The organism is Ureibacillus sp. FSL K6-2830, assembly GCF_038004145.1.
Taxonomy (GTDB): Bacteria; Bacillota; Bacilli; order Bacillales_A; family Planococcaceae; genus Ureibacillus; species Ureibacillus thermosphaericus.
The window spans coordinates 1,516,780-1,542,713 of the sequence record NZ_JBBOQR010000001.1 but is presented as its reverse complement, the minus strand read 5'-3'; the positions used below and the strand labels follow the sequence as shown (position 1 = coordinate 1,542,713).

Annotated in this window: 26 protein-coding genes and 2 pseudogenes; 17 read left to right on the top strand and 11 right to left on the bottom strand. The window is 36.1% G+C overall.

Going from position 1 to position 25,934, the window contains the following annotated elements; all coding sequences use genetic code 11:
• The first annotated feature begins 26 nt into the window (after nt 1-26).
• Both pyc and NSU17_RS07615 read left to right on the top strand, forming a co-directional pair.
• Nucleotides 27-3,455, top strand: coding sequence for a pyruvate carboxylase (pyc, locus tag NSU17_RS07620; protein ID WP_340704711.1), 3,429 nt, complete (start codon nt 27-29; stop codon nt 3,453-3,455).
• A gap of 221 nt (nt 3,456-3,676) precedes the next feature.
• On the top strand, nt 3,677-4,294 hold the full coding sequence (locus NSU17_RS07615; protein ID WP_340704710.1) for a transposase family protein: 618 nt from the start codon (nt 3,677-3,679) through the stop codon (nt 4,292-4,294).
• A gap of 307 nt (nt 4,295-4,601) precedes the next feature.
• Here NSU17_RS07615 and NSU17_RS07610 read toward each other — a convergent pair whose 3' ends face one another.
• Nucleotides 4,602-4,946: a DUF4183 domain-containing protein gene (locus tag NSU17_RS07610; protein WP_340704709.1), complete on the bottom strand. Its 345-nt coding sequence runs from the start codon at nt 4,944-4,946 to the stop codon at nt 4,602-4,604.
• Nucleotides 4,947-5,055: 109 nt separating this feature from the next.
• Here NSU17_RS07610 and NSU17_RS07605 point away from each other — a divergent pair, with 109 nt between their 5' ends.
• The 5 genes and pseudogenes from NSU17_RS07605 (at nt 5,056) to NSU17_RS07585 (ending at nt 7,834) form a co-directional block, all read left to right on the top strand.
• On the top strand, nt 5,056-5,436 hold the full coding sequence (locus NSU17_RS07605; RefSeq protein ID WP_340436444.1) for a DUF4183 domain-containing protein: 381 nt from the start codon (nt 5,056-5,058) through the stop codon (nt 5,434-5,436).
• A gap of 215 nt (nt 5,437-5,651) precedes the next feature.
• Nucleotides 5,652-5,923, top strand: a pseudogene (locus NSU17_RS07600) (winged helix-turn-helix transcriptional regulator); the annotation flags it as partial.
• Nucleotides 5,924-6,165: 242 nt separating this feature from the next.
• A complete protein-coding gene (locus tag NSU17_RS07595; protein WP_340704708.1) occupies nt 6,166-6,483 on the top strand; it encodes a DUF378 domain-containing protein in 318 nt (105 codons plus the stop codon).
• Nucleotides 6,484-6,666: 183 nt separating this feature from the next.
• Nucleotides 6,667-6,870 carry a YuzF family protein gene (locus NSU17_RS07590; protein WP_096550015.1) on the top strand — a complete coding sequence of 68 codons (204 nt, stop codon included), beginning with the start codon at nt 6,667-6,669 and terminating at the stop codon, nt 6,868-6,870.
• Nucleotides 6,871-6,943: 73 nt separating this feature from the next.
• Nucleotides 6,944-7,834 carry a manganese catalase family protein gene (locus tag NSU17_RS07585; protein WP_340704707.1) on the top strand — a complete coding sequence of 297 codons (891 nt, stop codon included), beginning with the start codon at nt 6,944-6,946 and terminating at the stop codon, nt 7,832-7,834.
• Between the two features lie 60 nt (nt 7,835-7,894).
• Here NSU17_RS07585 and NSU17_RS07580 read toward each other — a convergent pair whose 3' ends face one another.
• Both NSU17_RS07580 and NSU17_RS07575 read right to left on the bottom strand, forming a co-directional pair.
• Nucleotides 7,895-9,061, bottom strand: a complete 1,167-nt coding sequence (locus tag NSU17_RS07580) for a uracil-xanthine permease family protein (RefSeq protein WP_016838883.1) — start codon at nt 9,059-9,061, stop codon at nt 7,895-7,897.
• Between the two features lie 270 nt (nt 9,062-9,331).
• Entirely contained in the window at nt 9,332-9,730 is a 399-nt protein-coding gene (locus NSU17_RS07575) for a hypothetical protein (protein WP_016838881.1), read from the bottom strand.
• Nucleotides 9,731-10,117: 387 nt separating this feature from the next.
• Between NSU17_RS07575 and NSU17_RS07570 the strand changes: the two genes are divergently transcribed.
• The 3 genes from NSU17_RS07570 to NSU17_RS07560 all read left to right on the top strand — a co-directional run bounded on the left by NSU17_RS07570 (nt 10,118) and on the right by NSU17_RS07560 (nt 12,983).
• Nucleotides 10,118-10,978 (top strand): LysR family transcriptional regulator, encoded by an 861-nt coding sequence (locus tag NSU17_RS07570; protein ID WP_340436729.1) that lies wholly within the window; start codon nt 10,118-10,120, stop codon nt 10,976-10,978.
• A gap of 34 nt (nt 10,979-11,012) precedes the next feature.
• Nucleotides 11,013-11,510 (top strand): LURP-one-related/scramblase family protein, encoded by a 498-nt coding sequence (locus tag NSU17_RS07565; protein WP_340704706.1) that lies wholly within the window; start codon nt 11,013-11,015, stop codon nt 11,508-11,510.
• Nucleotides 11,511-11,762: 252 nt separating this feature from the next.
• A complete protein-coding gene (locus NSU17_RS07560) occupies nt 11,763-12,983 on the top strand; it encodes an IS110 family transposase (protein WP_340704705.1) in 1,221 nt (406 codons plus the stop codon).
• Nucleotides 12,984-13,374: 391 nt separating this feature from the next.
• On the opposite strand, the gene NSU17_RS07555 is transcribed toward NSU17_RS07560, so the two are convergent.
• The 3 genes from NSU17_RS07555 to ahpC form a co-directional block, all read right to left on the bottom strand.
• Nucleotides 13,375-13,701 (bottom strand): winged helix-turn-helix transcriptional regulator, encoded by a 327-nt coding sequence (locus NSU17_RS07555; protein ID WP_096550023.1) that lies wholly within the window; start codon nt 13,699-13,701, stop codon nt 13,375-13,377.
• 159 nt (nt 13,702-13,860) lie between these two features.
• Nucleotides 13,861-15,393: an alkyl hydroperoxide reductase subunit F gene (gene ahpF / locus NSU17_RS07550; RefSeq protein ID WP_340704704.1), complete on the bottom strand. Its 1,533-nt coding sequence runs from the start codon at nt 15,391-15,393 to the stop codon at nt 13,861-13,863.
• Nucleotides 15,394-15,407: 14 nt separating this feature from the next.
• A complete protein-coding gene (gene ahpC, locus NSU17_RS07545) occupies nt 15,408-15,971 on the bottom strand; it encodes an alkyl hydroperoxide reductase subunit C (RefSeq protein WP_016838485.1) in 564 nt (187 codons plus the stop codon).
• Between the two features lie 326 nt (nt 15,972-16,297).
• Between ahpC and NSU17_RS07540 the strand changes: the two genes are divergently transcribed.
• The 4 genes from NSU17_RS07540 to NSU17_RS07525 all read left to right on the top strand — a co-directional run bounded on the left by NSU17_RS07540 (nt 16,298) and on the right by NSU17_RS07525 (nt 19,908).
• Entirely contained in the window at nt 16,298-16,921 is a 624-nt protein-coding gene (locus NSU17_RS07540) for an NUDIX hydrolase (protein WP_340704703.1), read from the top strand.
• A 420-nt stretch (nt 16,922-17,341) separates the two neighbouring features.
• Nucleotides 17,342-18,862 (top strand): malate:quinone oxidoreductase, encoded by a 1,521-nt coding sequence (locus tag NSU17_RS07535; RefSeq protein ID WP_096550026.1) that lies wholly within the window; start codon nt 17,342-17,344, stop codon nt 18,860-18,862.
• A gap of 86 nt (nt 18,863-18,948) precedes the next feature.
• Nucleotides 18,949-19,638, top strand: a complete 690-nt coding sequence (gene sfsA, locus NSU17_RS07530; RefSeq protein ID WP_340704702.1) for a DNA/RNA nuclease SfsA — start codon at nt 18,949-18,951, stop codon at nt 19,636-19,638.
• A 90-nt stretch (nt 19,639-19,728) separates the two neighbouring features.
• On the top strand, nt 19,729-19,908 hold the full coding sequence (locus NSU17_RS07525) for a hypothetical protein (RefSeq protein WP_208651205.1): 180 nt from the start codon (nt 19,729-19,731) through the stop codon (nt 19,906-19,908).
• 118 nt (nt 19,909-20,026) lie between these two features.
• On the opposite strand, the gene NSU17_RS15930 is transcribed toward NSU17_RS07525, so the two are convergent.
• Entirely contained in the window at nt 20,027-20,299 is a 273-nt protein-coding gene (locus tag NSU17_RS15930; RefSeq protein ID WP_445684072.1) for a (2Fe-2S)-binding protein, read from the bottom strand.
• A 191-nt stretch (nt 20,300-20,490) separates the two neighbouring features.
• Between NSU17_RS15930 and NSU17_RS07520 the strand changes: the two are divergent.
• The 3 genes and pseudogenes from NSU17_RS07520 to NSU17_RS07510 form a co-directional block, all read left to right on the top strand.
• Nucleotides 20,491-21,252: pseudogene (locus NSU17_RS07520) on the top strand (ABC transporter substrate-binding protein); the annotation flags it as partial.
• Between the two features lie 305 nt (nt 21,253-21,557).
• Nucleotides 21,558-21,770: a DUF1540 domain-containing protein gene (locus tag NSU17_RS07515; protein ID WP_016838497.1), complete on the top strand. Its 213-nt coding sequence runs from the start codon at nt 21,558-21,560 to the stop codon at nt 21,768-21,770.
• 87 nt (nt 21,771-21,857) lie between these two features.
• The gene (locus NSU17_RS07510; protein WP_016838498.1) at nt 21,858-22,655 is read left to right on the top strand and encodes a nucleotidyltransferase domain-containing protein; all 798 of its coding nucleotides are present in this window, start codon (nt 21,858-21,860) and stop codon (nt 22,653-22,655) included.
• Here the strand turns inward: NSU17_RS07510 and NSU17_RS15925 are convergent.
• From NSU17_RS15925 to NSU17_RS07495, 4 genes are all read right to left on the bottom strand, one after another.
• Complete coding sequence (locus NSU17_RS15925) at nt 22,652-22,987, bottom strand: DUF5658 family protein (protein WP_445684045.1); 336 nt, start codon at nt 22,985-22,987, stop codon at nt 22,652-22,654. The two genes, NSU17_RS07510 and NSU17_RS15925, sit on opposite strands and share 4 nt — an antisense overlap.
• Before the next feature lie 122 nt (nt 22,988-23,109).
• Entirely contained in the window at nt 23,110-23,277 is a 168-nt protein-coding gene (locus NSU17_RS07505; protein ID WP_016838500.1) for a YfhD family protein, read from the bottom strand.
• 182 nt (nt 23,278-23,459) lie between these two features.
• Nucleotides 23,460-24,602 (bottom strand): alanine/ornithine racemase family PLP-dependent enzyme, encoded by a 1,143-nt coding sequence (locus NSU17_RS07500; protein WP_340704701.1) that lies wholly within the window; start codon nt 24,600-24,602, stop codon nt 23,460-23,462.
• Nucleotides 24,599-25,687 carry a DUF1611 domain-containing protein gene (locus tag NSU17_RS07495; RefSeq protein WP_340704700.1) on the bottom strand — a complete coding sequence of 363 codons (1,089 nt, stop codon included), beginning with the start codon at nt 25,685-25,687 and terminating at the stop codon, nt 24,599-24,601. Before NSU17_RS07495 ends, NSU17_RS07500 begins: the two co-directional genes overlap by 4 nt.
• Nucleotides 25,688-25,934: the final 247 nt, after the last annotated feature.

Here is a 25,934-nt window from a genome sequence, read left to right as displayed (position 1 = left end):
AATTTTGAGTAATAGGGGGAAAACTTATGAAAAAAATTGAAAAAGTCTTAGTAGCAAACCGCGGCGAAATTGCCATCCGCATTTTCCGCGCATGTACTGAATTAAAAATAAAAACCGTTGCAATTTATTCCCATGAGGATAGCGGCGCCATTCATCGTTTTAAAGCGGATGAATCCTATTTAGTAGGAAATGGAAAAAAACCGATTGATGCTTATTTAGATATTGAAGGAATTTTAAAAATAGCAAAAGAAGCAAATGTGGATGCTATTCACCCGGGATATGGCTTTTTATCAGAGAATGTAGAGTTTGCTCGCCGTTGCGAAGAAGAAGGAATCATCTTCATTGGACCAAAATCAAAACATTTAAGCATATTTGGGGATAAAGTAAAGGCTCGCGAACAAGCCATCGCTGCTGGAATTCCTGTCATTCCAGGTACAGATAGGCCAGTAAAAAGTTTGGAAGAAGTTGAACAGTTTGCAGATACATACGGCTACCCCATTATGATTAAAGCTGCACTTGGCGGTGGAGGCAGAGGAATGCGCCTTGTGGAAAAGGCAAGCGATTTAAAAGAGGCTTTTGAACGGGCCAAATCCGAAGCAAAAGCGGCTTTTGGTTCGGATGAGGTTTACGTGGAAAAAGCCATTGTTAAACCAAAACATATAGAGGTTCAAATTTTAGGGGATGAAGCCGGCAATATCGTGCATTTATATGAACGAGATTGCTCAATTCAACGCCGCCATCAAAAAGTGGTAGAGATTGCGCCATCTATCTCAATTTCAGAAGATTTGCGCCGCCGCATTTGCGAAGCAGCTGTAAAATTGATGAAAAATGTGCAGTATGTGAATGCAGGGACAGTGGAGTTTTTAGTAACGGGCGATAATTTTTACTTTATTGAGGTAAACCCGCGCATTCAAGTGGAACATACCATTACCGAAATGATTACAGGAGTTGATATTGTTCAGACGCAAATTAAAATTGCGGAAGGTCATGGACTACACAGTAAAGCAATTCGGATTCCTGAGCAAGAAAAGATTCCTTTATTTGGCTATGCCATTCAATCACGGATTACAACGGAAGATCCAAAAAACCATTTTATGCCGGATACAGGAAAAATTATGGTGTATCGCTCATCCGGCGGTTTTGGTGTCCGTTTAGATGCAGGGAACGGTTTCCAAGGCGCAGTTGTTACTCCTCACTATGATTCGTTGCTTGTGAAACTATCGACTTGGGGAAGAACCTTTGAAGAAGCAGCGCAAAAAATGGATCGCAATTTGCGGGAGTTCCGTATTCGAGGTGTGAAAACCAATATTCCGTTTTTAGAAAATGTCGTAAACCATGAGAAATTTTTAAGCGGCCAATTCGATACAAGCTTTATTGATACAACACCGGAATTATTTGAATTTAAAGAACGGAAAGACCGTGCGACAAAGCTGTTAAACTATATCGGCAATGTGACATTAAATGGCTTCCCTGGAATCGAAAAGCGGCCAAAACCAATCTTTGTTCAGCCTCATATTCCGACTGTACCTGAAAAAAAGGTAACTGGTACAAAACAAATTTTAGATGAACAAGGCGTGGCTGGACTTATCCAATGGATTAAAGCCCAAGATGATGTACTGCTTACCGATACAACATTCCGGGATGCCCATCAATCGCTCCTTGCCACACGCGTTCGTTCGAAAGATATGTTTGAAATTGCCGATGCTACAAGCCAATTGATGAACGATTTCTTCTCCCTTGAAATGTGGGGAGGTGCAACTTTCGATGTAGCGTATCGCTTTTTAAAAGAAGACCCTTGGGATCGATTGGAAACATTGCGCAAAAAAATTCCAAATATCTTGTTCCAAATGTTATTTAGAGGAAGCAATGCGGTAGGGTATTCCAACTATCCGGATAACGTCATCCGCGAGTTTATAAAATTATCAGCTCAGTCCGGTATTGATGTATTCCGCATTTTCGATTCATTGAACTGGGTAAAAGCGATGGAAGTGGCCATTGACGAAGTTCGCCTCAACGGAAAAGTGGCAGAAGCGGCAATCTGCTATACGGGCGATATTTTAGATGATGGAAGAGCAAAATATACGGTGCAATATTACAAGGAAATGGCAAAACAATTAGAACAGGCCGGCGCGCATATTTTAGCCATTAAAGATATGGCAGGGCTGCTTAAACCAAATGCAGCTTATCGTTTAATTTCCGAATTGAAGGAAACAACAGATTTGCCAATTCATCTTCATACCCATGATACAAGCGGAAATGGGATTTTCGTTTATGCAAAAGCCATTGAAGCAGGAGTGGACATTATTGATACGGCATTAGGTTCCATGGCTGGCTTAACATCTCAGCCAAGCGCCAATTCGCTCTACTATGCTTTAAGCGGCGAAAAACGGCAAGTTAGAGCGGATATAGAATCCCTTGAAAAACTATCTTACTATTGGGCGGATGTGCGAAAATATTATGTGGATTTCGAAAGCGGCATGAATGCCCCTCATTCAGAAGTGTATGTACACGAAATGCCTGGCGGACAATACAGCAACTTGCAGCAACAAGCGAAAGCAGTAGGGCTTGGGGACCGCTGGGAGCAAGTAAAGAAAATGTATTCCCGCGTCAATTTAATGTTTGGCGATATTGTAAAAGTAACGCCATCATCAAAAGTTGTTGGCGATATGGCGCTTTTTATGGTGCAAAATGATTTAGATGAAGAAAATATTTTTGAGCGCGGGAAAACGCTTGACTTCCCTGATTCCGTCATTGAATTTTTCCAAGGTTATCTAGGACAGCCTTATGGCGGATTCCCGAAAAAACTGCAAAAGCTTATACTAAAAGACCGCAAGCCAATTACGGTGCGCCCTGGTGAACTGCTAGAGCCGGTTGATTTTAGTAAACTTGCTGTTAAGCTGGAAGAAAAAGTCGGATTCAAACCGACTGAGAAAGATTTAATCTCCTATGCACTATATCCAAAAGTATTTGAAGAATACGCTAAAGTGCGTGCTCAATATGGTGACATTTCTGTATTAGATACTCCAACATTCTTATATGGTTTGCGCCTGGGCGAAGAAATTGAAGTGGAAATTGAAAAAGGAAAAACATTGATTATTAAATTAGTGTCCATTGGCGAGCCTCAACATGATGGTACACGGGTAATTTACTTTGAAATTAACGGCCAACCTCGGGAAATTGTCGTACAAGATATGACGGTGGAGGCAACGGGTAATAAAGCCGTCAAAGCGGACCCATCCAATCCAAATCAAATCGGTGCAACGATGCCGGGTACAATTTTGAAAGTGGTAGTATCTAAAGGCAGTCCGATCAAGCGGGGCGACCATTTATTAATTACGGAAGCCATGAAGATGGAAACAACTGTGCAGGCGCCAAAAGACGGTGTGGTAAAAGAAATTTACGTCAAAGAGGGCGATTCTATTTCTACAGGCGACCTATTAATCGAAATCGAATAAATAAGAGGTTGGAACAAATCTAAAAAAACATCATTTTCTCCAAGGAGAAAATGATGTTTTTTTGATATGTTATTAAAATTAGCTCTATAATATTGGATCTATAATATTTGGTGTTGGTGAGTAAAAACCAGCACCAATTTTTTGAACAAAAAAATGAGACAGTGACAAAACTCTGGTAAAATGTAATCGACCAAAACCACATTTACAAGGAGTGATGTCACATGTCTCATCATTATTCTATACGTAATTTATTAAATATTAAAGATAAAAATATCACATTTGATGAAAATTTTTGTGCAGAAGAACTCATTAAGGGGGTCCAATCAAAAGTCTTTTATGGCCAATTAACTTACCAACCAAAAGCTTGTTATGCTTGTGGCCATGTCTTCGATGATCAAATCATTAAACACGGTTTTAAAACGTCTCTCATTAAAATGCCTAGCATTTCAGGTTTTCATACCTACTTAAAATTGCGTAAACAGCGTTATTTCTGTAAACATTGTCATTCCACGTTTACTTTAAAAACGAGCGTCGTGGCTAAAAACTGTTGTATTTCCAACAATACTAAAGTATCGATTGCTTTAAACGCCAAAGATAAAATATCCGAAAAAGATATTGCGATGAAACATCATGTTTCTCATGCCACTGTCAGTCGTGTCATTGACAGCTTTTATAGCTACTATCAACCAAATGTTCACTACCTTCCAAAGCATTTGTGTTTTGATGAGTTTAAATCAGTGAAAATTCATAGAAGTCTTCACCTTACCTTATCGATTCCACTTTCTTATACACGATCTCTATGGACCCAACATACTAAACTGATTCTCATAAGGGTGTGAAGTTAGCCAGTTTTTAATACGGATTCAAAGATCCCTGAGACTGGTCGACTTTTCTAAAAAATAGTAGCACAAATCTTGGCCTTGGTTTGTACTACTAATCTTAGTATGTTTTTGTTTTGACTATAACAGGACTTGTATGCTCAACTAAACGACCTTATGGTGGAGTAGGAATTGTAAAGTATACACGAGGCCCCTTTTCCAAAGTTCCCAAACTCGTCGATTTTAGCTATATTCGGAAATCTTCCTTAAATCTCCAAATATTCGCCTCAAAAAATTTAGGATAGACATGCTTATGAAATGTACTATTTCAAAACTTAAACATTTGAAGAATAATTGGAGCTCCTTTTGGTGGCAGGTCTTTCGTTTTTAACTTAATCATACCGCATTGGACTTCGTAATTTTCTTTAGGTTGTAGCACACCATTAATAAATAAATTCATATAGGAGACGGTACTTGGGTCAATGATTTTCTGATTTTTTCCTTTCGTAAAGCCATCTTGATCTCTATAAATTCTTGATTTTCCGTTTGAATTTGTATAGTACTCAAAAACTTCAACCTTTTTTGGAAGGTGAAAGGAAAACTCTGTCTGTGGTAAATGAGGGATTTTTAAAAATGGCTTAGGTAAGTTATTAGCACACTTTTTACTTTCCATCATTCCGCTCCTTCCAATTAATTACTAATAATTTCTACTATAATATGCCTAAGTACACAAAAAATTTCTCCATACAATAAAATGAAATTAGCTTTAAGGAGGAAAATGGATGGCATTAGAAATTTTAAAGCTTGCAATTAATGCCGCTACAACTGTACTTACTAATCCAGATGTACAAAAATTTTTTTATGTAGTAGATACTCCTGTAACTGGGGCATCTACTTTAACAATTAACGCAGAAGATTTCATGGATGATACTGGAGCAACAGGTGTTACACTTCCAGCATTATCAGATGAGAATAGTTATTTAATTGTATATGTAAACGGTGTACAAGTAATGCAAGATTTAGTGACATATAATCCAGGTGGAACTGGTACAGGATCACTTGTCATTACTGTTCCTGAAAATTCAGATATTATTGCAAATACACCAGTAGTTCTTGTGGTAACTAACTTCGCTCCAACAGCTCAAACTACTATTAATACTTAAGAAGTTGTATAATTCTTTAGATTAGAAGTGGTGCTTTGTTAGTTAGAATAAAAGCCCCCTTTTCTCGTACCATTCATTTTAAGAGAAAAGGGGCTTTTATTAATGAGCGAGAACTTTGTGAGTCTTCGGAACGAACATGTTTTTTTACGAAAAAACTAGGTAATAACTATTAAGTATCTGATAGGAGGTTTTTTGTAGGGAGGAGCTTATTTTGAAAGCGTCCAAGCGAATTAAAGCGTCTAATGCCAGATATAACACAGAAAATGTTAACTCAACAATTACGCGAATTGGAGCAAGATGGAGTTATTAAACGAATTGTTTATCATCAAGTTCCTCCGAATGTTGAGTATGAATTAAGTGAATATGGTTGGAGTTTGAAAGGGATTCTAGATGCTCTATGAACTTGGGGGAAAAATATATCGTCAAAGTGTATGGTAGTACAGATGGAGTTTTGGAAGAGAACATTTTAAATGAACACTTAAAATAAATTGAATTAGAGTGTAAGTATTATTTTCTGTCTCCCATTAAGCTAAACAAAGGAAAAGTTTATTCTTAACAAAATCCGGAATATCAATAAATTTAAATATTGGTAATAATCCCCAAATTCAGAAACCATTCATTATGAAAAATCCCAACTTTAAACGTATGAAAACCTCCTTTGAAACAAATGATAAAAATACAATTCAAATACCAATGAATTGTAAATGGAGAATAAAGGAGGTATGTTGCATGAGAACGTTGCAAAGAATAGCTTTAGTATTAGCAATTATCGGAGCTATTAATTGGGGACTTATTGGATTTTTTAATTTTGATTTAGTAGCGACATTATTTGGAGGACAAGATACAGCCTTATCACGTATTATCTACAGTCTAATTGGTTTAAGCGGACTATTTTGTTTAACACTCTTGTTTCAACCATGGGAAGATATGGAGCGACAAGAAACGGTTCGTCCTAGAAGCCAACAAAACAATATCAATTACGGAACGGAATTTGGAGAAGAAGCTGATTTCACTTCCGTAGAAGAAAAAAACAAGCGAAATGAATAAAATACTTTTAAGAAAGTGCAGCACTTTACGTAATCATCTCAAGAGTGCAGCACTTTTTTTGTTGCTTATACATTAAGAAGAAAATTTTGGATTATTATAAAATTTGAAACTCCGTAGATAATAGCACATTTTCGTCTAATATTGCATATATTGCAATGGATTCGTAAAAAGGGGTGTTGAAATATGAATGGAAACTGGAAGCTTAGTGACCCGTATGTATTTGAATCATTAAAAAGACTTTTAAATCAATCCATTGCAGTTCAAACAATTCGGGGCAGTCTACGTGGGGAATTGAAAACCGTGATGCCAGATCATATTGTCATTCATATGGGTGGATCGCCATTTTTTGTTCGTACTGAACAAATTATTTGGATTCAACCAATATGAATGCATAGGTCAAGCACCGTCCATCATAAGATAGAAACGGTTAAAAATTATGGATGGAGGCTCACTCACTCTTATGTTTAAACGTGTAAATAAAATTCTCATTGATTTACCGATTCCGGACCATGGCGATATGAATGCGGCTGCAGCCGTTCAAGAATTACTCGGTGGTAAATTCGGTGAAATGTCTACATTAAATAATTATATGTTCCAATCCTTTAATTTCCGCGGCAAAAAAAAGCTTAAACCTTTTTATGACTTAGTGGCAAGTATTACAGCAGAAGAATTTGGTCATGTGGAATTAGTGGCGAATACGATCAACCTGCTCTCTATTGGCAACACAGTTCCAACTGGTCCTGATACCGCTCCACTCCAAAACGGAAAAGACGCACGTTATTCCCTCCACTTTACAACGACTGCACAAGCAGCCTATCCAGGAGATTCAATGGGGAGACCGTGGACTGGTGAATATGTCACAAATTCAGGCAACCTTGTAGCAGATCTTCTTTTTAATTATTTATTAGAAATTGGTGCAAGAACTCATAAAATGAGGGTCTATGAGATGACAACTCACCCGACGGCATTAACGATGATTGGTTACTTGCTCGTCAGAGGCGGCACACACATTATTGCATATGCAAAAGCCCTTGAAGTTGCAACAGGCGTAGATGTAGGGAAAATGCTCCCAGTTCCAAGCTTGGATAACAGTAAATTCGATTATGCAAAACCATTCTTGGAGCAAGGATTATTTAATGTATTGTATACATGGGGAGAAGAAGACTATCGCGACATTAATCAAATTTGGAAAGGGCAGAACCCTGAAACCGGAGACCCGTTAAAAGTCATTCACGGAACACCGGAAGGGGCACCAGTACCAGATCTTCCGGAACTACCGGAAGAATTTGCTCCTGGAATTGACCGGGATGATTATTTACGGATTTTAAAAAGACTGCAAAGCAACTTGTAATAAGTTTGGGAAAAAATTTGCCGTCCCACATTTAACAAGATGTGGAACGGCATTTTTATGTTAATTTTGCTTCTTTGTTGTAAAATCAGGAATAAGCCAATAAATAAGCAATCCAGCAATTGTTGCATAAGCGATCCCGTTTGCATATCCAATACCGATAATAAAGATAACTGCCACAATAATTAAGTTTTTCATGTTCGTCATATCCACTTTTTCTTCGATCATGTGGCGTATTCCCATCCCAGCAATCATACCAAATAACAAGATACAAATACCACCCATAACAGCAACAGGAATAGATTGAATTGCAGCCCCTACTTTTCCGAATAAACCTAATAAGATGGCAATGACACCCGCACCTTGAATAATTCTGCTAGAGAATTGACGAGTAATTGCTAATACGCCAAGGTTTTCTGCATAAGTTGTTTGTGCAGGACCTCCAATTAAACCAGAGATAAATGTAGCGAGACCGTTTCCCCAAAGAATGCTTGAGAATCCTGGATCCTTCGTTACATCCTTACCTGTAATCTCATTTAATACGAACATATGTCCTAAGTCTTCGATGATTGTAACTAATGCAATAGGTGCCATTCCGAAAATGACAATCCATGTGAATTCAGGCATGACAAAATGAGGAAGAGCAAATACTGGAGCATCTACAATTGGGCTATAATCGACGATTCCACGAATTGCGGCATAAATGTATCCTACTCCTAGGCCAATAATAATTGGCAGTAAACGAACCATTTTATTTCCTGCAAGTGTCGCGATAATTGCGGCAAGGAGGCTGACGATTGCTACATCCCAATTTACACTAGCCATATTTGTAACAGCTGTCGTTGCTAATGCTAACCCAATGATACTCACAACAGGGCCAACAACTACTGGAGGAATTGCTTTCCGGACTTTATCAAAACCAATAAAAGTAATAAGAAGTGCAACAATTCCATAAACAATTGAAACACTAATAAGTCCTGCAACTGCCTCGCCCGGCGAATTCAATTCCCCTACATACAATGCTAAAGGCGCAATGAAAGCGAAAGACGATCCTAAATAAGTAGGAACTTTTCCACGCGTAATCAAATGGAATATTAAAGTCCCTAAACCACTAGCAACAAGTGCACTTCCTGGATCTAATCCGGTGAGTGCTGGAACTAAAATCGTCGCACCGAACATAGCAAACAAATGCTGCAAAGACAATGGAATCGCTTTCAAAAAGTTTTTCAAACAAGTGTCCCTCCTTAATAAATGGTATTTCTGTCATGAAATTTTTAGAATATGAATTTTAAATTTTCACTATTGAAATAAGACAAATTAATGAAGGATATAGTGATGAAGAATAAAATTGTACATAAGTTGGGAGAGTAATGAACGACTTAAAAGAAAAGGAGGCACCCTTTGCCTTTTATTAGGTACTCACAAAATCAGTTTGTAGAGAATCGAAAAGGCATGCAAACAAATGAAGTTTGCATGCCTTTATTGATGCGTACTAAATTTTTATAATGATTTCCTACTAATATTAGATTCATTAATATTTTTAAAAGCGTTGATGATAAAAAGGAGATTGCCTAATAAAAATGCACCGCCGCCAAGATATGTGAAAATATGTGCTGTATCGAGCATACCAGGGACTTGAACTAAAAAGGCGCTGAGTAGGAAAACCGGGACCCCTAATTGATGAAGCCAAAAGTGTGTTTTACCTAATGAATTGATTGCAGCTCTTGGATAAAGGCTATAGATAACTCCGAAAATAGCCGTTGTTGCAAAACCAACTAAGTTTACATGTGCATGAGCAGAACCCCATTGAAGTTTAAGCGTCATCGACATAAATAATCCTACACAAATTCCAAAAATCAAGTAAAGAACTGCAAGCTTAATCCAAATGGATCCCCTCATGTATACACTCCTTGTTGTCATTATTCCATGCTCCTACTAACGTCGCCATTTCCTTTTACTTAAAGCTTGTTGTTCCTCCTTTTTCCTTTGCTTATTTCATCATAATACGATTTTTTATGAATTATGAATGGATTGATGAATTTGATTTCATTAAAGTGAAGAAGTCCACTTTTAGCATAAATGTCCAGTTTAAATTCAATTCGCGGCAGACATCACTACTGCTTCAAAAGGATTTAATTACAAGTAATATCAATAGAAATTATAAAATAAGCCATTGCTATTGGAATATCAGTTTTCATCCCATCATTTTACATATTAGGGAGGAATCTAGTAAATTATTGTTTATAATTATTACATAGGCAAGTCTATGAAGGGGTTTTATAAGAAATGAAACAATACTATGCTTTCTTAAAAGTGATTGAAAGAGGGAGCTTCACAAAAGCAGCGGCAGAACTTGGTTATACTCAGTCTGCTATCAGTCAGATGATTCAAGCTCTTGAAGAAGAAATGGGGACAACGTTGATATACCGTTCAAGAAAAGGCATTACATTAACGCCGGATGGAGAGGAATTTTTGCCTTTTATTACGAGAGTTGCAAATTCTCATGCAGAACTGATTGAAAAAGCGAAGGAAATGCAAGGATTAGCAAACGGGCATATTCGAATTGGAACTTTTACAAGCGTTTCAAGCAATTGGTTGCCAAGTTTAATGCAAGATTTTAAACACCTTTACCCATCCGTGCAATTTCACCTGCAGCAAGGAGAATATACAAGTATCGTCAAATATATTAAAGAAGGCAGTGTGGATTTCGGGTTTGTCAATCCTGATGCGGCAGAAGACTTAGAAACAGTTGTTTTAAAGCAGGATAATATGGTCGCAATCTTACCAGAAAATCATCCTCTTGCAAACGATTCAACAGTCACATTAGAAGATTTAGCAAAGGAACCGTTTATATTACTTGAAGAAGGAGAACTAAATGAACCGCTAAATGCTTTTAAGAAAAAAGGATTGCATCCTAATATTCAATATAGAGTAATTGATGATTATACAATAATGTCAATGGTCGAAAGTGGACTCGGCGTTTCAATTCTATCGGAAATGGTGATGAAAAAAGTTCGTTACCGATTTGTCATAAAAGAAGTGAACCCTCCGATCATTCGAACAATTGGCATTGCTTATAAAAATAAAAAAACGTTGCCAATTGCTAGTCGTTATTTTATCGATTTCATCATTCGAAAACTGTCTTAAAAGGTTTGTAACCTTTTTGAAAGGAAGATTCTGAATGAAACAACTGTATATAAAACAAAAGTTTTTTAGCTTAACTGATAAATTTACGATCAAAGATGAACATGAGAATGATGTGTACTATGTAAAAGGGAGATTCTTAAAAATTCCAAAAACCTTTTCAATTTATAATATGGAGGGGCAACAAGTAGCCCTTATTACAAAAAAAGTATTTGGTGTATTGCCAAAATTTACTGTTGAAGTAGGAGGGCAGCACGTCATAACAATCATAAAGGAATTTACCTTTTTTAAATCGCGCTATACGATAGATTCAGCTGGAATAGAAGTACGTGGTAATTGGTGGGATATAGATTTTCAAGTATTCCAACATGGTGAAAAAATAGGTCAAGTAAGCAAAGAATGGTTTACTTGGGGAGACAGTTATAAAGCACAAATCTTAAAAGAAGAGGTGGAAACCATCATTATTGCTCTTGTAATTGCCATTGATTGTGTGAAGGAAGATCAAAGAATTGCGTCTGCCACAAGTTCAGTTTGATAAAAAACATACTAACATTAGTAGTACAGACCTAGGCCAAGGTTTGTGCTACTATTTTTTTATAGTAGAAGTGAAGGAAGGTCGAACAGCCCCTGGGACCAAATAGAGTCCGTATTAAAAACAGACCAACTTCACACCCTTATTTGAATCAGTTTAGTATGTTGGGTCCATAGAGACCGTGTATAAGAAAATGGAATCGATAAGGCAATGTGAAGAACTTCTATGTTTGGCTAAAAAGGAGAGGCAGAAAATATGAAACACGTAGTGGCATTTGATGTCAGTATGGGGAAAAGTACAATGGTCATTTACGACCGTTATCGTCAATGCGAATATGAGGGTGAAATAACCCATAACCGTTACTCTTTCGAGAAATTAAACAAAACCCTTATAACTTTAACACAAAAAGATGGACAGGCACCTGATATTGTCTTTGAAGCAACAGGCGTATATTCAAAACCACTAGAACGATTCTTAGGTGATCAAGGTTATATGTATTATCGAGTTAACCCACTCGAAGCGAATATTCAAATGGCTTCAATGAGGAGACAAAAAACAGATAAAAGCGACGCTCATGAACTTGCGAAAACTCACTTTAGAGTTGAACGTGAACAAACTTATCAAGAAGAGGATTATTATAAACAAATGCGTGCAATGACGAGATATTATGATGAATTAAGTAGTGAAATGACGCATTTATATAGTCGTTTACATGCGATTCTACAATTGAGTTTTCCCGAGTTAGAAAAGCTATTCAGTAAACGTTCTGCTTTATTTTTGAATGTCGTTCAATTATACCCTCATCCGGATCATGTGTTAGTTTGTTCAAAAACAGTGATTCGTAATCGTTTAAAAGCCAACACAAGAAAAAACTTATCATTGGCACGTGCTGAAGAAAAAGGGATCGCTTTAATCGAAGCAGCAAAAGAAGCGTATCCAGCAATTTCAAAAGATGATATTCGCTGTGAACAAGTGCGGGATTATGCCAAACGGATTGCAGACTTGAAGGAGAAAAGAGATCAACTTGTCCAAAAGATGGTTAAATTATCGAAAGATAAACAAGAGTATCAGATTTTAATTTCATTTCCAGGAATCGGAGAAACGACTGCAGTTCGTTTAATTGGAGAATTAGGAGATATTCGACGATTCAAAAACCATAAACAACTGAATGCTTACGTCGGTATTGATATCATGAGATATCAATCTGGGAATACCTTTTATAAAGACAAGATTAATAAAAGAGGAAATAACAAACTTAGAAAGATTCTATTTTACATGATCCAGACCATGATCCAACTACGGAAAAATACACAAAATCATATTGTAGATTATTATGATAAATTAAAAACGCAACCCCAGAGGAAACCTCATAAAGTTGCGTCCATAGCATGCGTGAATAAGTTCTTGAAATCGGCTTATCACCTTATCACACATAATCTGAAATACGATTACGAAAAGGCAACAATGCATCAGTAATCGTAAGTAAGATTATATCACAAAGACCTGGCGAAAAAAATGGAAATCGTGAGGTCTATTTGTCATGCGAAAATTTATTTTGGAAGGAAGGGGTACCCCTTCCTTCCAAAATAAAATCTATGTTAACCAAATTATTTAATAAAAAACACTTGACTAGAGGTAAGAAAGGGGCTGTTCAGAAAGTCGAACACTTTCTGAACAGCCTTACTTCTTATAGTAATATTCTCTTAAAAATTTTGCTCCTGCGGTGGTCACATCAAACGCGCCTCCTCGTCGCAATTTATCTGCGGCTAAGCATGTGCGACAGCCGCAATTTATCTGCGGCGAAAGCATGTGCGACAGCCGCAAAGGGGGCGTCTTGAAATGACTTTTCAGACGCCCCCTTGGCTTCTTATAATTCAACAGATTCAACGGAAATCCATTGTTGAGACCATTCTTCAATTGATTTCAATATGGGTTCCATCGAACGACCTTTTTCCGTCAATGAATACTCGATCACGACGGGAGTAGAAGGGATCACTTTTCGATTAATAATCTCCATTTGTTCTAATTCTTTTAAGCGGTCAGATAAAACCTTTCCACTAATACCGATAGTTGACTGTATTTCACTAAAACGTCTTGGTCCAGAAAGTAATTGATATATCACTAATGCAGTCCATCTCTGACTTAAGATGGATATTGCTTTTTCAAATTTTGGGCAAATCGCTGGCTGTTCCAATTACAACACCTCTCTAATTAAGTATTTTATCAAAAAGTCGATTATAAAAACAAAATAAGTTATTTTTTTTAACATCATTACAGAAAGTAACTAAATATTGAATAAAAATCGCAAGTGAAAATAAAAAGCAGTCCAAAATAGGACTGCTTTATTGTAATATTAATTTCTAATAAGATAGTCGAATGCGCTTAATGCAGCAATTGCGCCAGATCCCATGGAGATGATGATTTGGTTGTATGGACCATCTGTGCAGTCCCCTGCTGCAAATACACCAGGGATTGAAGTAGCACCTTTTTTATCTACAATGATTTCGCCAATTTTATTGCGTTCAAGTGTGCCTTCTAGCCAATCTGTATTTGGAACAAGACCAATTTGAACGAATACACCAGCTAATTCAATGTGTTTTTCTTCGCCGGTAGCGCGGTCTACATATGTAAGACCATTTACTTTGTCTGTACCAGTGATTTCTTTTGTAGCCGCATTTGTGATAACCGTAACATTTGGTAAGCTATGAAGGCGATTTTGTAAAATTTCGTCTGCTTTTAGATGGTCATTGAATTCAAGTACTGTCACATGGTTAACGATACCAGCGAGGTCAATGGCTGCTTCCACACCGGAGTTGCCTCCACCAATTACCGCAACGTCTTTTCCTGCGAATAATGGTCCGTCGCAGTGAGGGCAGTATGCAACACCTTTATTTTTGAATTCTTGTTCTCCAGGGACATTGATGTTGCGCCAACGTGCACCTGTTGCAATAATCACTGTTTTACTTTTTAGAACGGCGCCGTTTTCAAGTTCTACTTCAATTAGGTCGCCATTCTTTTCAAGGTGTTTTACACGTTGGAGATTCATAATGTCAACTGGATATTCTTTCACGTGTTCTTCAAGAGCTTTTGCTAATTTTGGCCCTTCTGTTTCTTTTACGCTAATGAAGTTTTCAATTGTTAATGTATCTAGAATTTGTCCTCCAAAGCGTTCTGCTACAATGCCAGTGCGAATGCCTTTGCGGGCTGCATAAATTGCTGCACTCGCTCCCGCAGGCCCACCGCCGATTACTAATACATCAAACGGATCTTTATTGGACAATTCTTCCACATCTGAGCCTTTACCGAGCTTTCCAAGAATCTCTTCAATCGTCATGCGGCCGCTAGCAAACGGTTCACCGTTTAAGAAAACTGTTGGCACAGCTAAAATGTCTTTGCTTTCCACTTCTTCTTTGTATGCAGCACCATCAATCATTGTATGTGTAATGTTAGGATTTAACACACTCATGATGTTAAGTGCTTGCACAACTTCAGGGCAATTGTGGCAAGTTAAGCTGACATATGTTTCGAAGTTGTACTCTTCTTTGATGGATTTAATTTGATTGATGATTTTTTCATCCACTTTTGGAGGACGACCGCTTACTTGCAATAATGCCAATACTAATGAAGTGAATTCATGTCCTAATGGAACACCGGCAAAAGTGATACCAGTGTCTTCGCCAACACGGTTTACGCTAAAGCTTGGTGTTCTTTTTAGTTCTGTTTTTTCTACTTTAATTTTTGGTGTCATGGATGCTAGCTCATCAACTAAAGCTAGCATCTCTTCAGATACCTCGTCAGAACCAGCACTTACTTTTAAAACGATATCGTTTTCAAGCAGCTGTAAATACTGACTTAGTTGAGATTTTATTTCTGCATCTAATGCCATGTTGAATCGTCTCCTTAAATTTTACCAACAAGGTCAAGGCTTGGCTTAAGTGTTTTACCAGTTTCTTTCCATTTTGCTGGGCAAACTTCACCAGGATTGTTACGTACGTATTGAGCAGCTCTAATCTTGTCGATTAAAGCACTTGCGTCACGGCCAATACCTTCAGCGTTGATTTCAACAGCTTGAATTACACCATCTGGATCGATAATGAACGTACCGCGATCAGCAAGACCTTCGTTTTCTCTTAACACTTCAAATTGTTTAGAAAGAACGTGAGTTGGGTCACCAATCATAGCGTAAGTGATTTTTCCAATTGTTTCTGAAGTATCGTGCCATGCTTTGTGAGTGAAGTGAGTGTCAGTTGAAACTGAGAATACTTCAACGCCTAATTCTTGAAGTTTTGGATATTGTTCTTGAAGATCTTCTAATTCAGTTGGGCATACGAATGTGAAGTCAGCAGGGTAGAAGCAAACTACAGACCAATGACCTTTGAAATCTTCTTCAGTTACTGTGATGAATTCACCATTTTTGTAAGCTTGAGCAGTAAATGGTTGTACTTGTTTTCCGATTAATGACATATTCATTACCTCCAAAAATCTTATTTTTAATATAAAAACTTTTTGATAATAATTATTAGCTAGAATTAATTATTATATACATATCTTTTTTTGTCAAATGGAATATATTAAACATTTCAAACATTAGTCTATATTTTAGACTACATATATATACATAAAAATGGAAAATGAATTGAAGTGACGAACAAACTAAACTTTTCCATTATTCACTATATATTTATTTTAGAAGATGCGAATGGGTAATACAAGAAACAAACTCCTATCTATAATGAATGTTTATGTTAGGATAGAGTACAAAGGTTTCATAGAAGGGAGAGTGGAGTTTAGTGTTTTTGGAACAGTTGAAGAGAAAGTTAAATACACAGCAAATGACATTTATTGGTGAAGAAACAGCTTTTCGTTCTGCAGTGTTGATTCCCATCATTCAAATAGAAGGAGAATGGCATATTCTTTTTGAAGTGCGTTCATTCACATTAAGAAAACAGCCAGGAGATATTAGTTTTCCAGGAGGCCGTGTCGAAGATTCAGATGCATCTCCATTAGAAGCAGCTTTGAGGGAAACCCATGAAGAATTGGGAATTCATCCTAATACAATTAAAATAATAGGTGAACTAAGTCCGTTAATAACTTCCCCTTCCTTTGTCATTTACCCATATGTTGCAACAATTGATAATCAAGTTATTCAATCTTCTTATAATAAAGAAGAAGTAGAAGAAATCTTTACGATTCCAATAAAGTGGCTTCTCAATTATGAGCCATATTCTCATTTAGTAAAAATAAAGATCATTCCGCCATCAGATTTTCCTTATGAAAAAATTATTAATGGTAAGGATTATCAATGGAGAACAAGAGAAATGGAAGAATGGTTTTATGACTATGAGCAGTATACCATTTGGGGTTTAACGGCGAGAATTTTAAAACATTTTGTTGAAATACTGAAAAATAAATAAGATATTCTCTATGGTAACATTATAGAAATGATTACGAAGCATGTCACAGTTGTTTAAATAAAAAACTTGCTAGCATTTATCATTTGTTTTCTGCTTAAAATGTTATATCAATATAATTGTAATGAATCCAAATATTGCATTTTTTATTCATCATGCATTCGAAAATAATTTCACCAAATACGGTAAATAATATAAATCAATATAGAAAAGAAAGTAATGATACCTTTTATACACATGAATGTATCAAAAAAATCTTTTCCATAAATGTACATTTTAACTTGCTATCAGAGCATAGATATAATATTTAAATCTCAAATTAAAAGTGTTATACTATTATAAGGTCAAAATGTACAAAAAGATGTTGACAAAAAATAGCTACATCTTTATGGAAAAAATAGGGGAGATAAGGATGGTTATAAAATGAGTAGTAGTCAAACTAAGAAAAATGTCGTTCTAATCGGCGCCGGTATTATGAGTGCAACTTTAGGGACGTTACTAAAAGAGCTTGCTCCAGATTGGAATATTACGATTTACGAAAAACTTGATAAGCCTGGCGAAGAAAGTTCAAATGAATGGAACAATGCGGGTACAGGACATGCCGCGCTATGTGAGCTTAACTACACAGTTGAAAAACCAGATGGCTCCATTGACATTTCCAAAGCAATTAATGTAAATGAACAATTCCAAGTTTCTAAGCAGTTTTGGGCTTACCTTGTAAAAAATAATTTAATTCAGAATCCGCAAGATTTTATAATGCCGTTACCACACTTGAGTTTCGTTACAGGTGAAAATAATGTTTCCTTCTTGAAAAAGCGTTTTGAAGCACTGTCAAAATTGCATCTATTTGAAGGTATGGAATTCACTGACGATCCGGAAAAATTAAAAGAGTGGATTCCATTAATGATGGAAGACCGCGCTATTACAGAACCAATCGCAGCTACAAAAATTGATTCAGGTACGGACGTAAACTTTGGTGAATTAACGCGCATTTTAGTGAAACACTTACAAAATCAAGGTGTTGAAGTACATTACAAACATATGGTTGAAGGCATTAAACGCACAAAAGACGGCCGTTGGGAATTAAAAGTCCACGATTTAGACAGCATTAAAATGAAATACGTTTCTGCTGATTTTGTATTTATTGGTGCAGGTGGCGGAAGCTTACATTTACTTCAAGATACAGGAATTCCAGAAAGTAAGCACATTGGTGGGTTCCCAGTAAGTGGTTTATTCTTAGTATGTAAAAACCCTGAAATCGTTAAAAAACACCATGCAAAAGTATATGGTAAAGCAAAAGTTGGAGCACCTCCAATGTCTGTGCCGCACTTAGATACTCGTTATATCGATGGTGAAAAATCTTTATTGTTCGGACCATTTGCAGGATTCTCACCTAAGTTCTTGAAAACTGGTTCTTACATGGATTTATTTGCTTCCATCAAAGCGAATAACTTATTTACTTTGCTTGCTTGCGGTGCGAAAAACGTGCCGTTAACAAAATACTTAATTGGACAACTTATGTTAACGAAAGAACAACGCATTGAAGAATTACGTGAATTTATTCCTAATGCAAAAGCTGAAGATTGGGAAATTATTATTGCTGGACAACGCGTACAAGTAATTAAAGATACTGAAACTGGCGGTAAAGGTACATTGCAATTCGGTACAGAAGTCATTACTTCATCTGACGGCTCTGTCGCTGCATTATTAGGAGCTTCTCCAGGCGCTTCTACAGCAGTAAAAGTAATGCTTGATGTAATTAATCGCTGCTTCCCAGAAGAAATGAAAAAATGGGAAGGAAAAATTAAAGAAATGATCCCATCCTATGGTCAAAAATTACTAGACAACCCAGATCTATTCAAAGAAATACAAGCTTCTACTGATGAAATTTTAGGTTTAGGAAAAGAAAATATAGAGAAAGAATTAGAAACAATTCAATCATGAAGCATCTTAACATACCAGATCTCCATAAAGGGAATCTGGTATGTTTTTTATTACTTGCAAAAAAACAGGATATGGATGTGAAATAAATGAGATACATCAATATGGTTAGGGGAATCTTTTATCAACGATTGAACCGCTTTGTTGCTGAAGTTTATATCGATGGTCAAAAAGAAAAAGTCCATGTTAAAAACACTGGTCGCTTAAAGGAATTGTTGATACAAAATGTAGAAGTGTTACTAGAAGAAAGTAATGATTCGAAACGGAAAACAAAATATTCGCTCATTGCTGTGAAAAAAGGCGAACGGTGGGTAAATATCGATTCCCAGGCACCAAATACTGTTGCTTATGAAGCGATATTAGATGGGAAAATTGCTGAAATTGGAACCGTCCAAAAATTAAAAAAAGAAGTGAAATATGGAGATTCCCGATTTGATTTATACTTTGAAACGCAAGAAGAAAGAGGGTTTATTGAAGTTAAGGGCGTAACGTTAGAGAAAGATGGAGTAGCAGTGTTTCCTGATGCACCCACTTCTAGAGGGACAAAACATGTTTTAGAACTAATGAAAGCGGTGGAGGAAGGTTATAAAGGAATCATATTATTTATTATTCAAATGGAGGGTTGCCGCCTTTTTGTACCTAATCATGAAACAGACCCGTCCTTTTCAAATGCGTTACGCCAAGCTTCAAAACAAGGAGTGCAAATTTTAGCTTACGAAACAAGTGTAAGTGAACAATGTATGGTAATCAGTAATCGAATTCCCGTTGAATTAATATGAAAAAGGATTGTTACATAAAAAGAAGAATTTAGGACAATTTAATAATGAACAAATTAGATTTGTTCAATTTGCTCAATAAGGAGGATGGTTATGTCGATTGAGGATAATAAACATAAAGGCGAGTTCCAACGCAAAAATAAGCTTCGATTTCACCAATCCCCTAATCAAAAATCAACAGAATTTGCTTCTGATATGGCAATTGAAACAACCTCCCAAAAGGAAAAAGGGCGTATACAACAACCAATCAGTGAAAGAACAGCATGGCATTAAGACTGACCATTTGAATTATTGAGTATTTATAAGCTATGGATACTTTTCCATAGCTTTTTTTAAGTGAAAGTATTACCATAAAAAAACGCTTTACTTCAATTGTAAAGCGTATAATCGATTATTCTATAAAATGTTTTTTTAATGATTTTGTTTCCATCTTTCTAGAAATGCAAGGACATGTTTTGCATTGCTTCATACTATCAAGGAGATAGTTGTAACAACATGTTTTTCTAATTCTGAGCTCTGCTCCATTATCTATAAATGTTTTCTTACCATAATATTTTCGCAGTGGATTTTCTTTATGATGATAACCAAATAATGACCCATCTGCTTCAAAAATGATGTAGTGAAAGTCATCAATGGCTTGTTGATGATTCTCCTTTAACTCCAATCCATTAATTGATAAACATTGAAAGTATGCATCAATTCGGGATTTAATCTATATTTTTCAATATCTGTAATTCTTTCTCTGTTAATGCATTAACCATGGGAAATAACTACCTCTTATTTTCAATTGTATATTGACAGAGGTGTATAGGATTAGCTTTTTGAAATTGATTATTATCTACAATTAGTTAAGGAGGAGTAAAGCCAGTTGGTGCGGTTCAATCTTGGCTTGGTGATCCTTGGTATGAACATATTAGCAAGGATATGGAAGGCGTCGAAGTTGTTGGGACTGAGAGTGAAGTAAATGTGGAGAAAATTGCTTCGTTAAAACCTGATTTAATTATCGGGAACAAGCTTCGCCAAGAAAAAATTTATGATCAATTAAATGCCATTGCACCTACTGTTTTTTCTGAAACCTTACGTGGTGATTGGAAAGAAAACTTTAAGTTATATGCTAAAGCGCTAAATCTCGAAGAAAAAGGAAATGAGGTATTAGGTCATTACGATCAACACGTTGCCGACGTGAAAGAAAAACTTGGTGACAAAGTGAACAAAGAAATTTCTGTTGTTCGCTTTATGGCTGGAAAATCCCGTATTTATTACACGGATTCATTCTCAGGGGTTATTTTCAATGAATTAGGTTTCAAGCGTGCTGCTCATCAGGAAGAGTTGTTTACTTCAGATAATAAACTTAGCAATTTAGCTGTTGAAGTAGGAAAAGAAGTTATTCCGAAAATGGATGCAGATTACCTATTCTACTTCACTTATGCTCCAAAGGGAGATCAAGAGGCATTAAATACAGCAAAGGAATGGATAAGTGATCCTCTATGGCAAAATCTAAATGCCGTTAAAAACGGTAATGCTTTTGAAGTGAGCGATGCAATTTGGAACACTGCCGGCGGTGTAATTTCAGCAAACTTGATGTTAGATGATTTAGAAAAATTATTAACGAATTAATCTGCCATAACATCCCAAGTATAAACTTAGAATTGGCCGTCTGAAAAAGCCATTTTGAAACGGCACTTTGCGACGAGGATACTTGTTTCAACTACCTCAAGGAGCAAAGGTTGATTATATAAGAGTGTCTGGAAAGTTTAGACTTTCTAGACACTTTTTTTTTGCACCCTTTAAACAAATAATGCGCTTCAATTATTTACTTCTTAGTTATTTTTTTTCAAAATAAATGGTTGAAAAAATGAGCAAAATACAATTTGAGAAATAGTAATGCTGTTTCTCATTTTATCTCAATGAGGAGGATTGCTATGCCGAATGTAGAAGTAAACTGTACCGTCTCCAATTGCTATTTCCACAGAAAAGGAAATATCTGTGGTGCGGAGAAAATTTTAATTGATACGGATTCAGATTCCAAAGATAAGTCGTCAGAGTTTGCTTCAGAAGTAGACTTCCGAGAGATTGAGGAAAGGGCTAAATCATCAGAAGAAACTTGCTGTAAAACGTTTAGACCTAAAAAGTAGACTTTCGGAAGTATGGGCAGGCCAATCATTGAGAAATTGCGGGGACTAATCTTTTTAGTCCCTTATTTTTTGAGGAGCTGTAATGTAATGTATGAAGTCATTGTCAATCAACTGAAACAAATTGAACGCAGTCATCATGTAAAAGTATTATTTGCTGTTGAATCTGGTAGTAGAGCATGGGGAATTGCCTCAAAAGAAAGTGATTACGATGTTCGCTTTATTTATATCCATCCAGTAGACTGGTATCTTACAATCGATCCCCAAGGAATTGGAAAAAAACGAGATGTCATCGAGTTACCGATTCACGATCATCTTGATATAAGCGGTTGGGAAGTTACAAAAGCTTTAAGGTTATTCCGAAAATGTAATCCTTCTATTTTAGAATGGATGAGAAGTAGCCCCATTTATTTACAACCATATAGCTTTATTTCTAAGTTGCGCTTATTGGAGGATGAGGTTTTTAATCCGAAATCGATGCTTTCACATTACATACAAATTGCCAAACAAAATTATGCATCTCTCCAAGGAGAGAATGTGAAGGTAAAAAGCTATTTATACGCTTTGCGCTCATTGTTCGCTTGTAAATGGATTGAACAGTTCAATGAAATCCCACCGATACATTTTCAGCATTTGCTTTCACAAATGAAGGTTGATGGTAAATTGAGAAATGAGATTGAGCAGTTGGTGAAATCTAAAGTTTTCGACAAACGGGAAACCATTCGGCCTATTCCAATATTCAATGATTATATCGAACATGAATTGTATTCATTGCAGGACTATATAAAAAATCTGTATGGAGAAAAGAATAATCCAACTGTCCAGTTAGATAAGCTATTTCGTGAGACTTTAAGAGAAGTTTGGAATGAGAAGTTTGATGCATTCTAGAAACTATAATTACTCATCCATAACCAATATAGATGTACGAAAAAAAGTCCAGAATATAAGATTGAAATACCTGTTAAAGCATAAAGATAGAACCGTTGAAATGATTTTATGCATCTTAAAATAACAAGATTAGAAACAATAAATATGAATACGGAAAGACTGAATTTAATTCCTAGAAATAAATATGGATTTGCTTCAAAAAAGAATCTCATCAGAGGATTTATTTCTTTTATGAAATTATTCATTAAACCATAATGTGTGGCTATACCATCAAATATGTTTAAGATTGCAACCAATAAACTCAATATAAAAATTTGCTTGTTTCTTTTCATTCAATACACCTTATAGATTTTTTCAATAGTATAACCATTTAAGCAACTTTCTAAAAAAAAGTGGAATTCACATAGATAAAAGCAATTCCCTTGCTTTATGATGTGAATTCCACCATACAATGTTATTTATTTTTTTTGTTTCTTTTTCTTTCCAACACTAACTGTTCTAATTGGGATAGTTCACGAGAAAACTCTTCTTGCGCGGCTCTAGCAGAGATTTTTTCTTGTTTTGGTGTTTGCGGCAAAGAACTTGCATTATTGGTTTGGCCTTGTTTATTATCTCTTCCCATATTAGATCTCCTTTCTTGATAGTTAATCTTAATATGGCAAGATGCGATTTTTTTATCACATTGAAAAGCATTAATTGGAGGAAGGAAAAGAATAAGTTTTATTGAGAGGTTATATTGATGCATAAACATTTGGGGCAATATATTTGGGATGCTTCGTGAATAAGTAGCATCCCAAAAGTCAACTAATGACGTGGTATAATTTTTTGTTTATAAATACTGTATACATTGTTTTGTTTCTCATGTTTACTTCCTTTAAATTCAATATAAGTTTTATGAATGTATGGAGAGGTCATAATGGAAAGTAACGCTCCATAGTTGGGGATAAAAGTTATCTCGTCGCCAGGTTTGAAAAGTATTTTTTTTCCATCTAACACAATGTGGTCGCTGGTTGAACCAAGAATTTTCACAGGCATTGTTGGTGTTAAGCCCGAAACAGATACATCTTGCCTTCCTACTCCAACGAGAATATGGTTAATCCAACCTTGTTCATGGAATTCAATTGATTCACCAAAGCCGTTTTTGCCACGATTACCATAGGGGACAGAAGGTTTTTGTTTCGCCTCTATTACTTCTGCAACAAATTTAAATGTATCTTGATAAAGTTTCGGTATGACTTGGCCTTTAGTCGTCTCTCTTCCTAATAGAATCGATTCACCAAGACGAACATCATTGATTACACCAATATTTTTCGTTTCCGTTAGCCATTTAATATTTGCAGAGTTTCCGCCTGATACGATAGGGAGTTGTAAAGAGAATTGTTGCCTAATTTGCTGAACAAGAGAAGAGAACTCTCGCATCTTGTCTTCTGTCGGTATGACGCCACCAAAACAAGCAAAATTTGTTGCCAAACCAACAATTTCGATACCTCGGAGTTTTATTACCTCATTAATAAATGCTGGTAGATCTTTTGGCATGACACCTTCACGAAGGTCACCCATTTCTACCATAATCATAATTTTATGGATTTTTCCTTGTTTAATAGCTTCTTCTGATAATGCACGAATGATGGTAAGTTCAGTGTTCATGCTGATGTCCGCATATTTGACGACACTCGGAACTTCCGACATCCCAGGGGTCCGAAGCATCATCAGGGTTGCGTTGATTTTCGCCTTTTTTAACTTTTCTAAATGAATGGTTTTTGAAACGGCCAGTCTCGTAATCCCTGCTTGGACAAAGGCATTGACAATTTGCAAATCTGCACAAACGCCTTTGACTACCCCTGTCACTTCCACCCCCTTTGCTTCGCATAATTGTTTTAGAACGATTACGTTGTGTTGAATTTTATCAAGATTGATTTCAATTCGAGGAACGGGTTTTAGTTTCATAGTGAACTCACGACCTTATCCTTATTTTTTAAGGATGGGAAGAAGTCAATGATTGCATTGATGATTTTTTCATCACCTTTTTTCAACACATCGCTAACAGGTAAATGATACTTATTTTCGTATTCTACAATTGTTTGATCGATTTCCTCATCTGTCATATTTTCGTGATTTAATGTAATAGCAATTACTTTTGTATTTCCATAATGTTCAATTAAGTTAATTTCTTCTTGAACATCCGGCATTGGCATAAATGGAAAATCTCCTAACACTTTTCGTTTTGGCGGATGTTGCAAGATGACTGCTTGTGGTCTTGCACCTCTTAAAATACCGCATGAGCTAGCATAGGCTGGGTGGCTCAGCGCACCTTGCCCTTCCACAATGATAATGTCAGGGTTTTCATTTTTGTGGGCACGCAATATTTCCCCCTCCAATTCTCCAATTAAATATTGAAGCGGGAAAGCATCCATTGCAAAACCATACTCTGCACCCTGAATTAAACCTGTTTGTCCAGTGGCAATAAAGATTGGATTGAATCCGCGGTTTCTGAAACCTTTTTCAAGCACTTTCGCAGTTGTACGTTTTCCGCAAGCACCATCTGTACCGAGTACTGCAATAATCGGTGTATTGATTTTTAAAATTCCACCAGTAAATAAATGCCACTCTTTTTTCGGTTTTGGCTTTCGAATATCGCGAATGGTTACGTTATATTTTTTTGCATTATTCATCATTTCATCATCTTCAGTTAGAAATTCTTGCAGTGGGTTAATGATGTTTAAGCCAGCCTTCATCGCTTCTAAAATGACGGCTCTTTCTTCATCTTTTAAAAAGGCATCGCTAGGGGCAATTCCGAGGATAAAATCTGTTGGTTTTTCTTTGGAAATTGTTAATGCTTCTTCGAGGTTTTTACATAAAGGGATTCCATTTTTGACACCATCTAAATATTCACCAGAATCCAAACCACTCTTTGTACTATCAATTACTGCGGTTATTTCATAATATCCTGGCTCACGAATCAGACCATTAGCGGTTTTTCCATCCATTGAACCAAATTGGCCTTCACAATAAATAATTGCTATTTTCTTCATGTACAATCCCTCCATTTACCGAAGAATAAACAAAAAACATCTTTGTTGCTTCTTAAAGTAATGGTAGAGTCCAATACAATGAAGTAAAAGATGTTCGATAGGTGAAATATTCAATTGTTAACTAAACCAAGGGTTAAAGTATTAACTTAATTATAAGATTATTTATTTTTTTACGCAAAAAAAAGAAACAAAATTCATGAAATTTCCTAAAATTTAGGTTAACAGTTTAGAAGTTTTGTAATTGTAC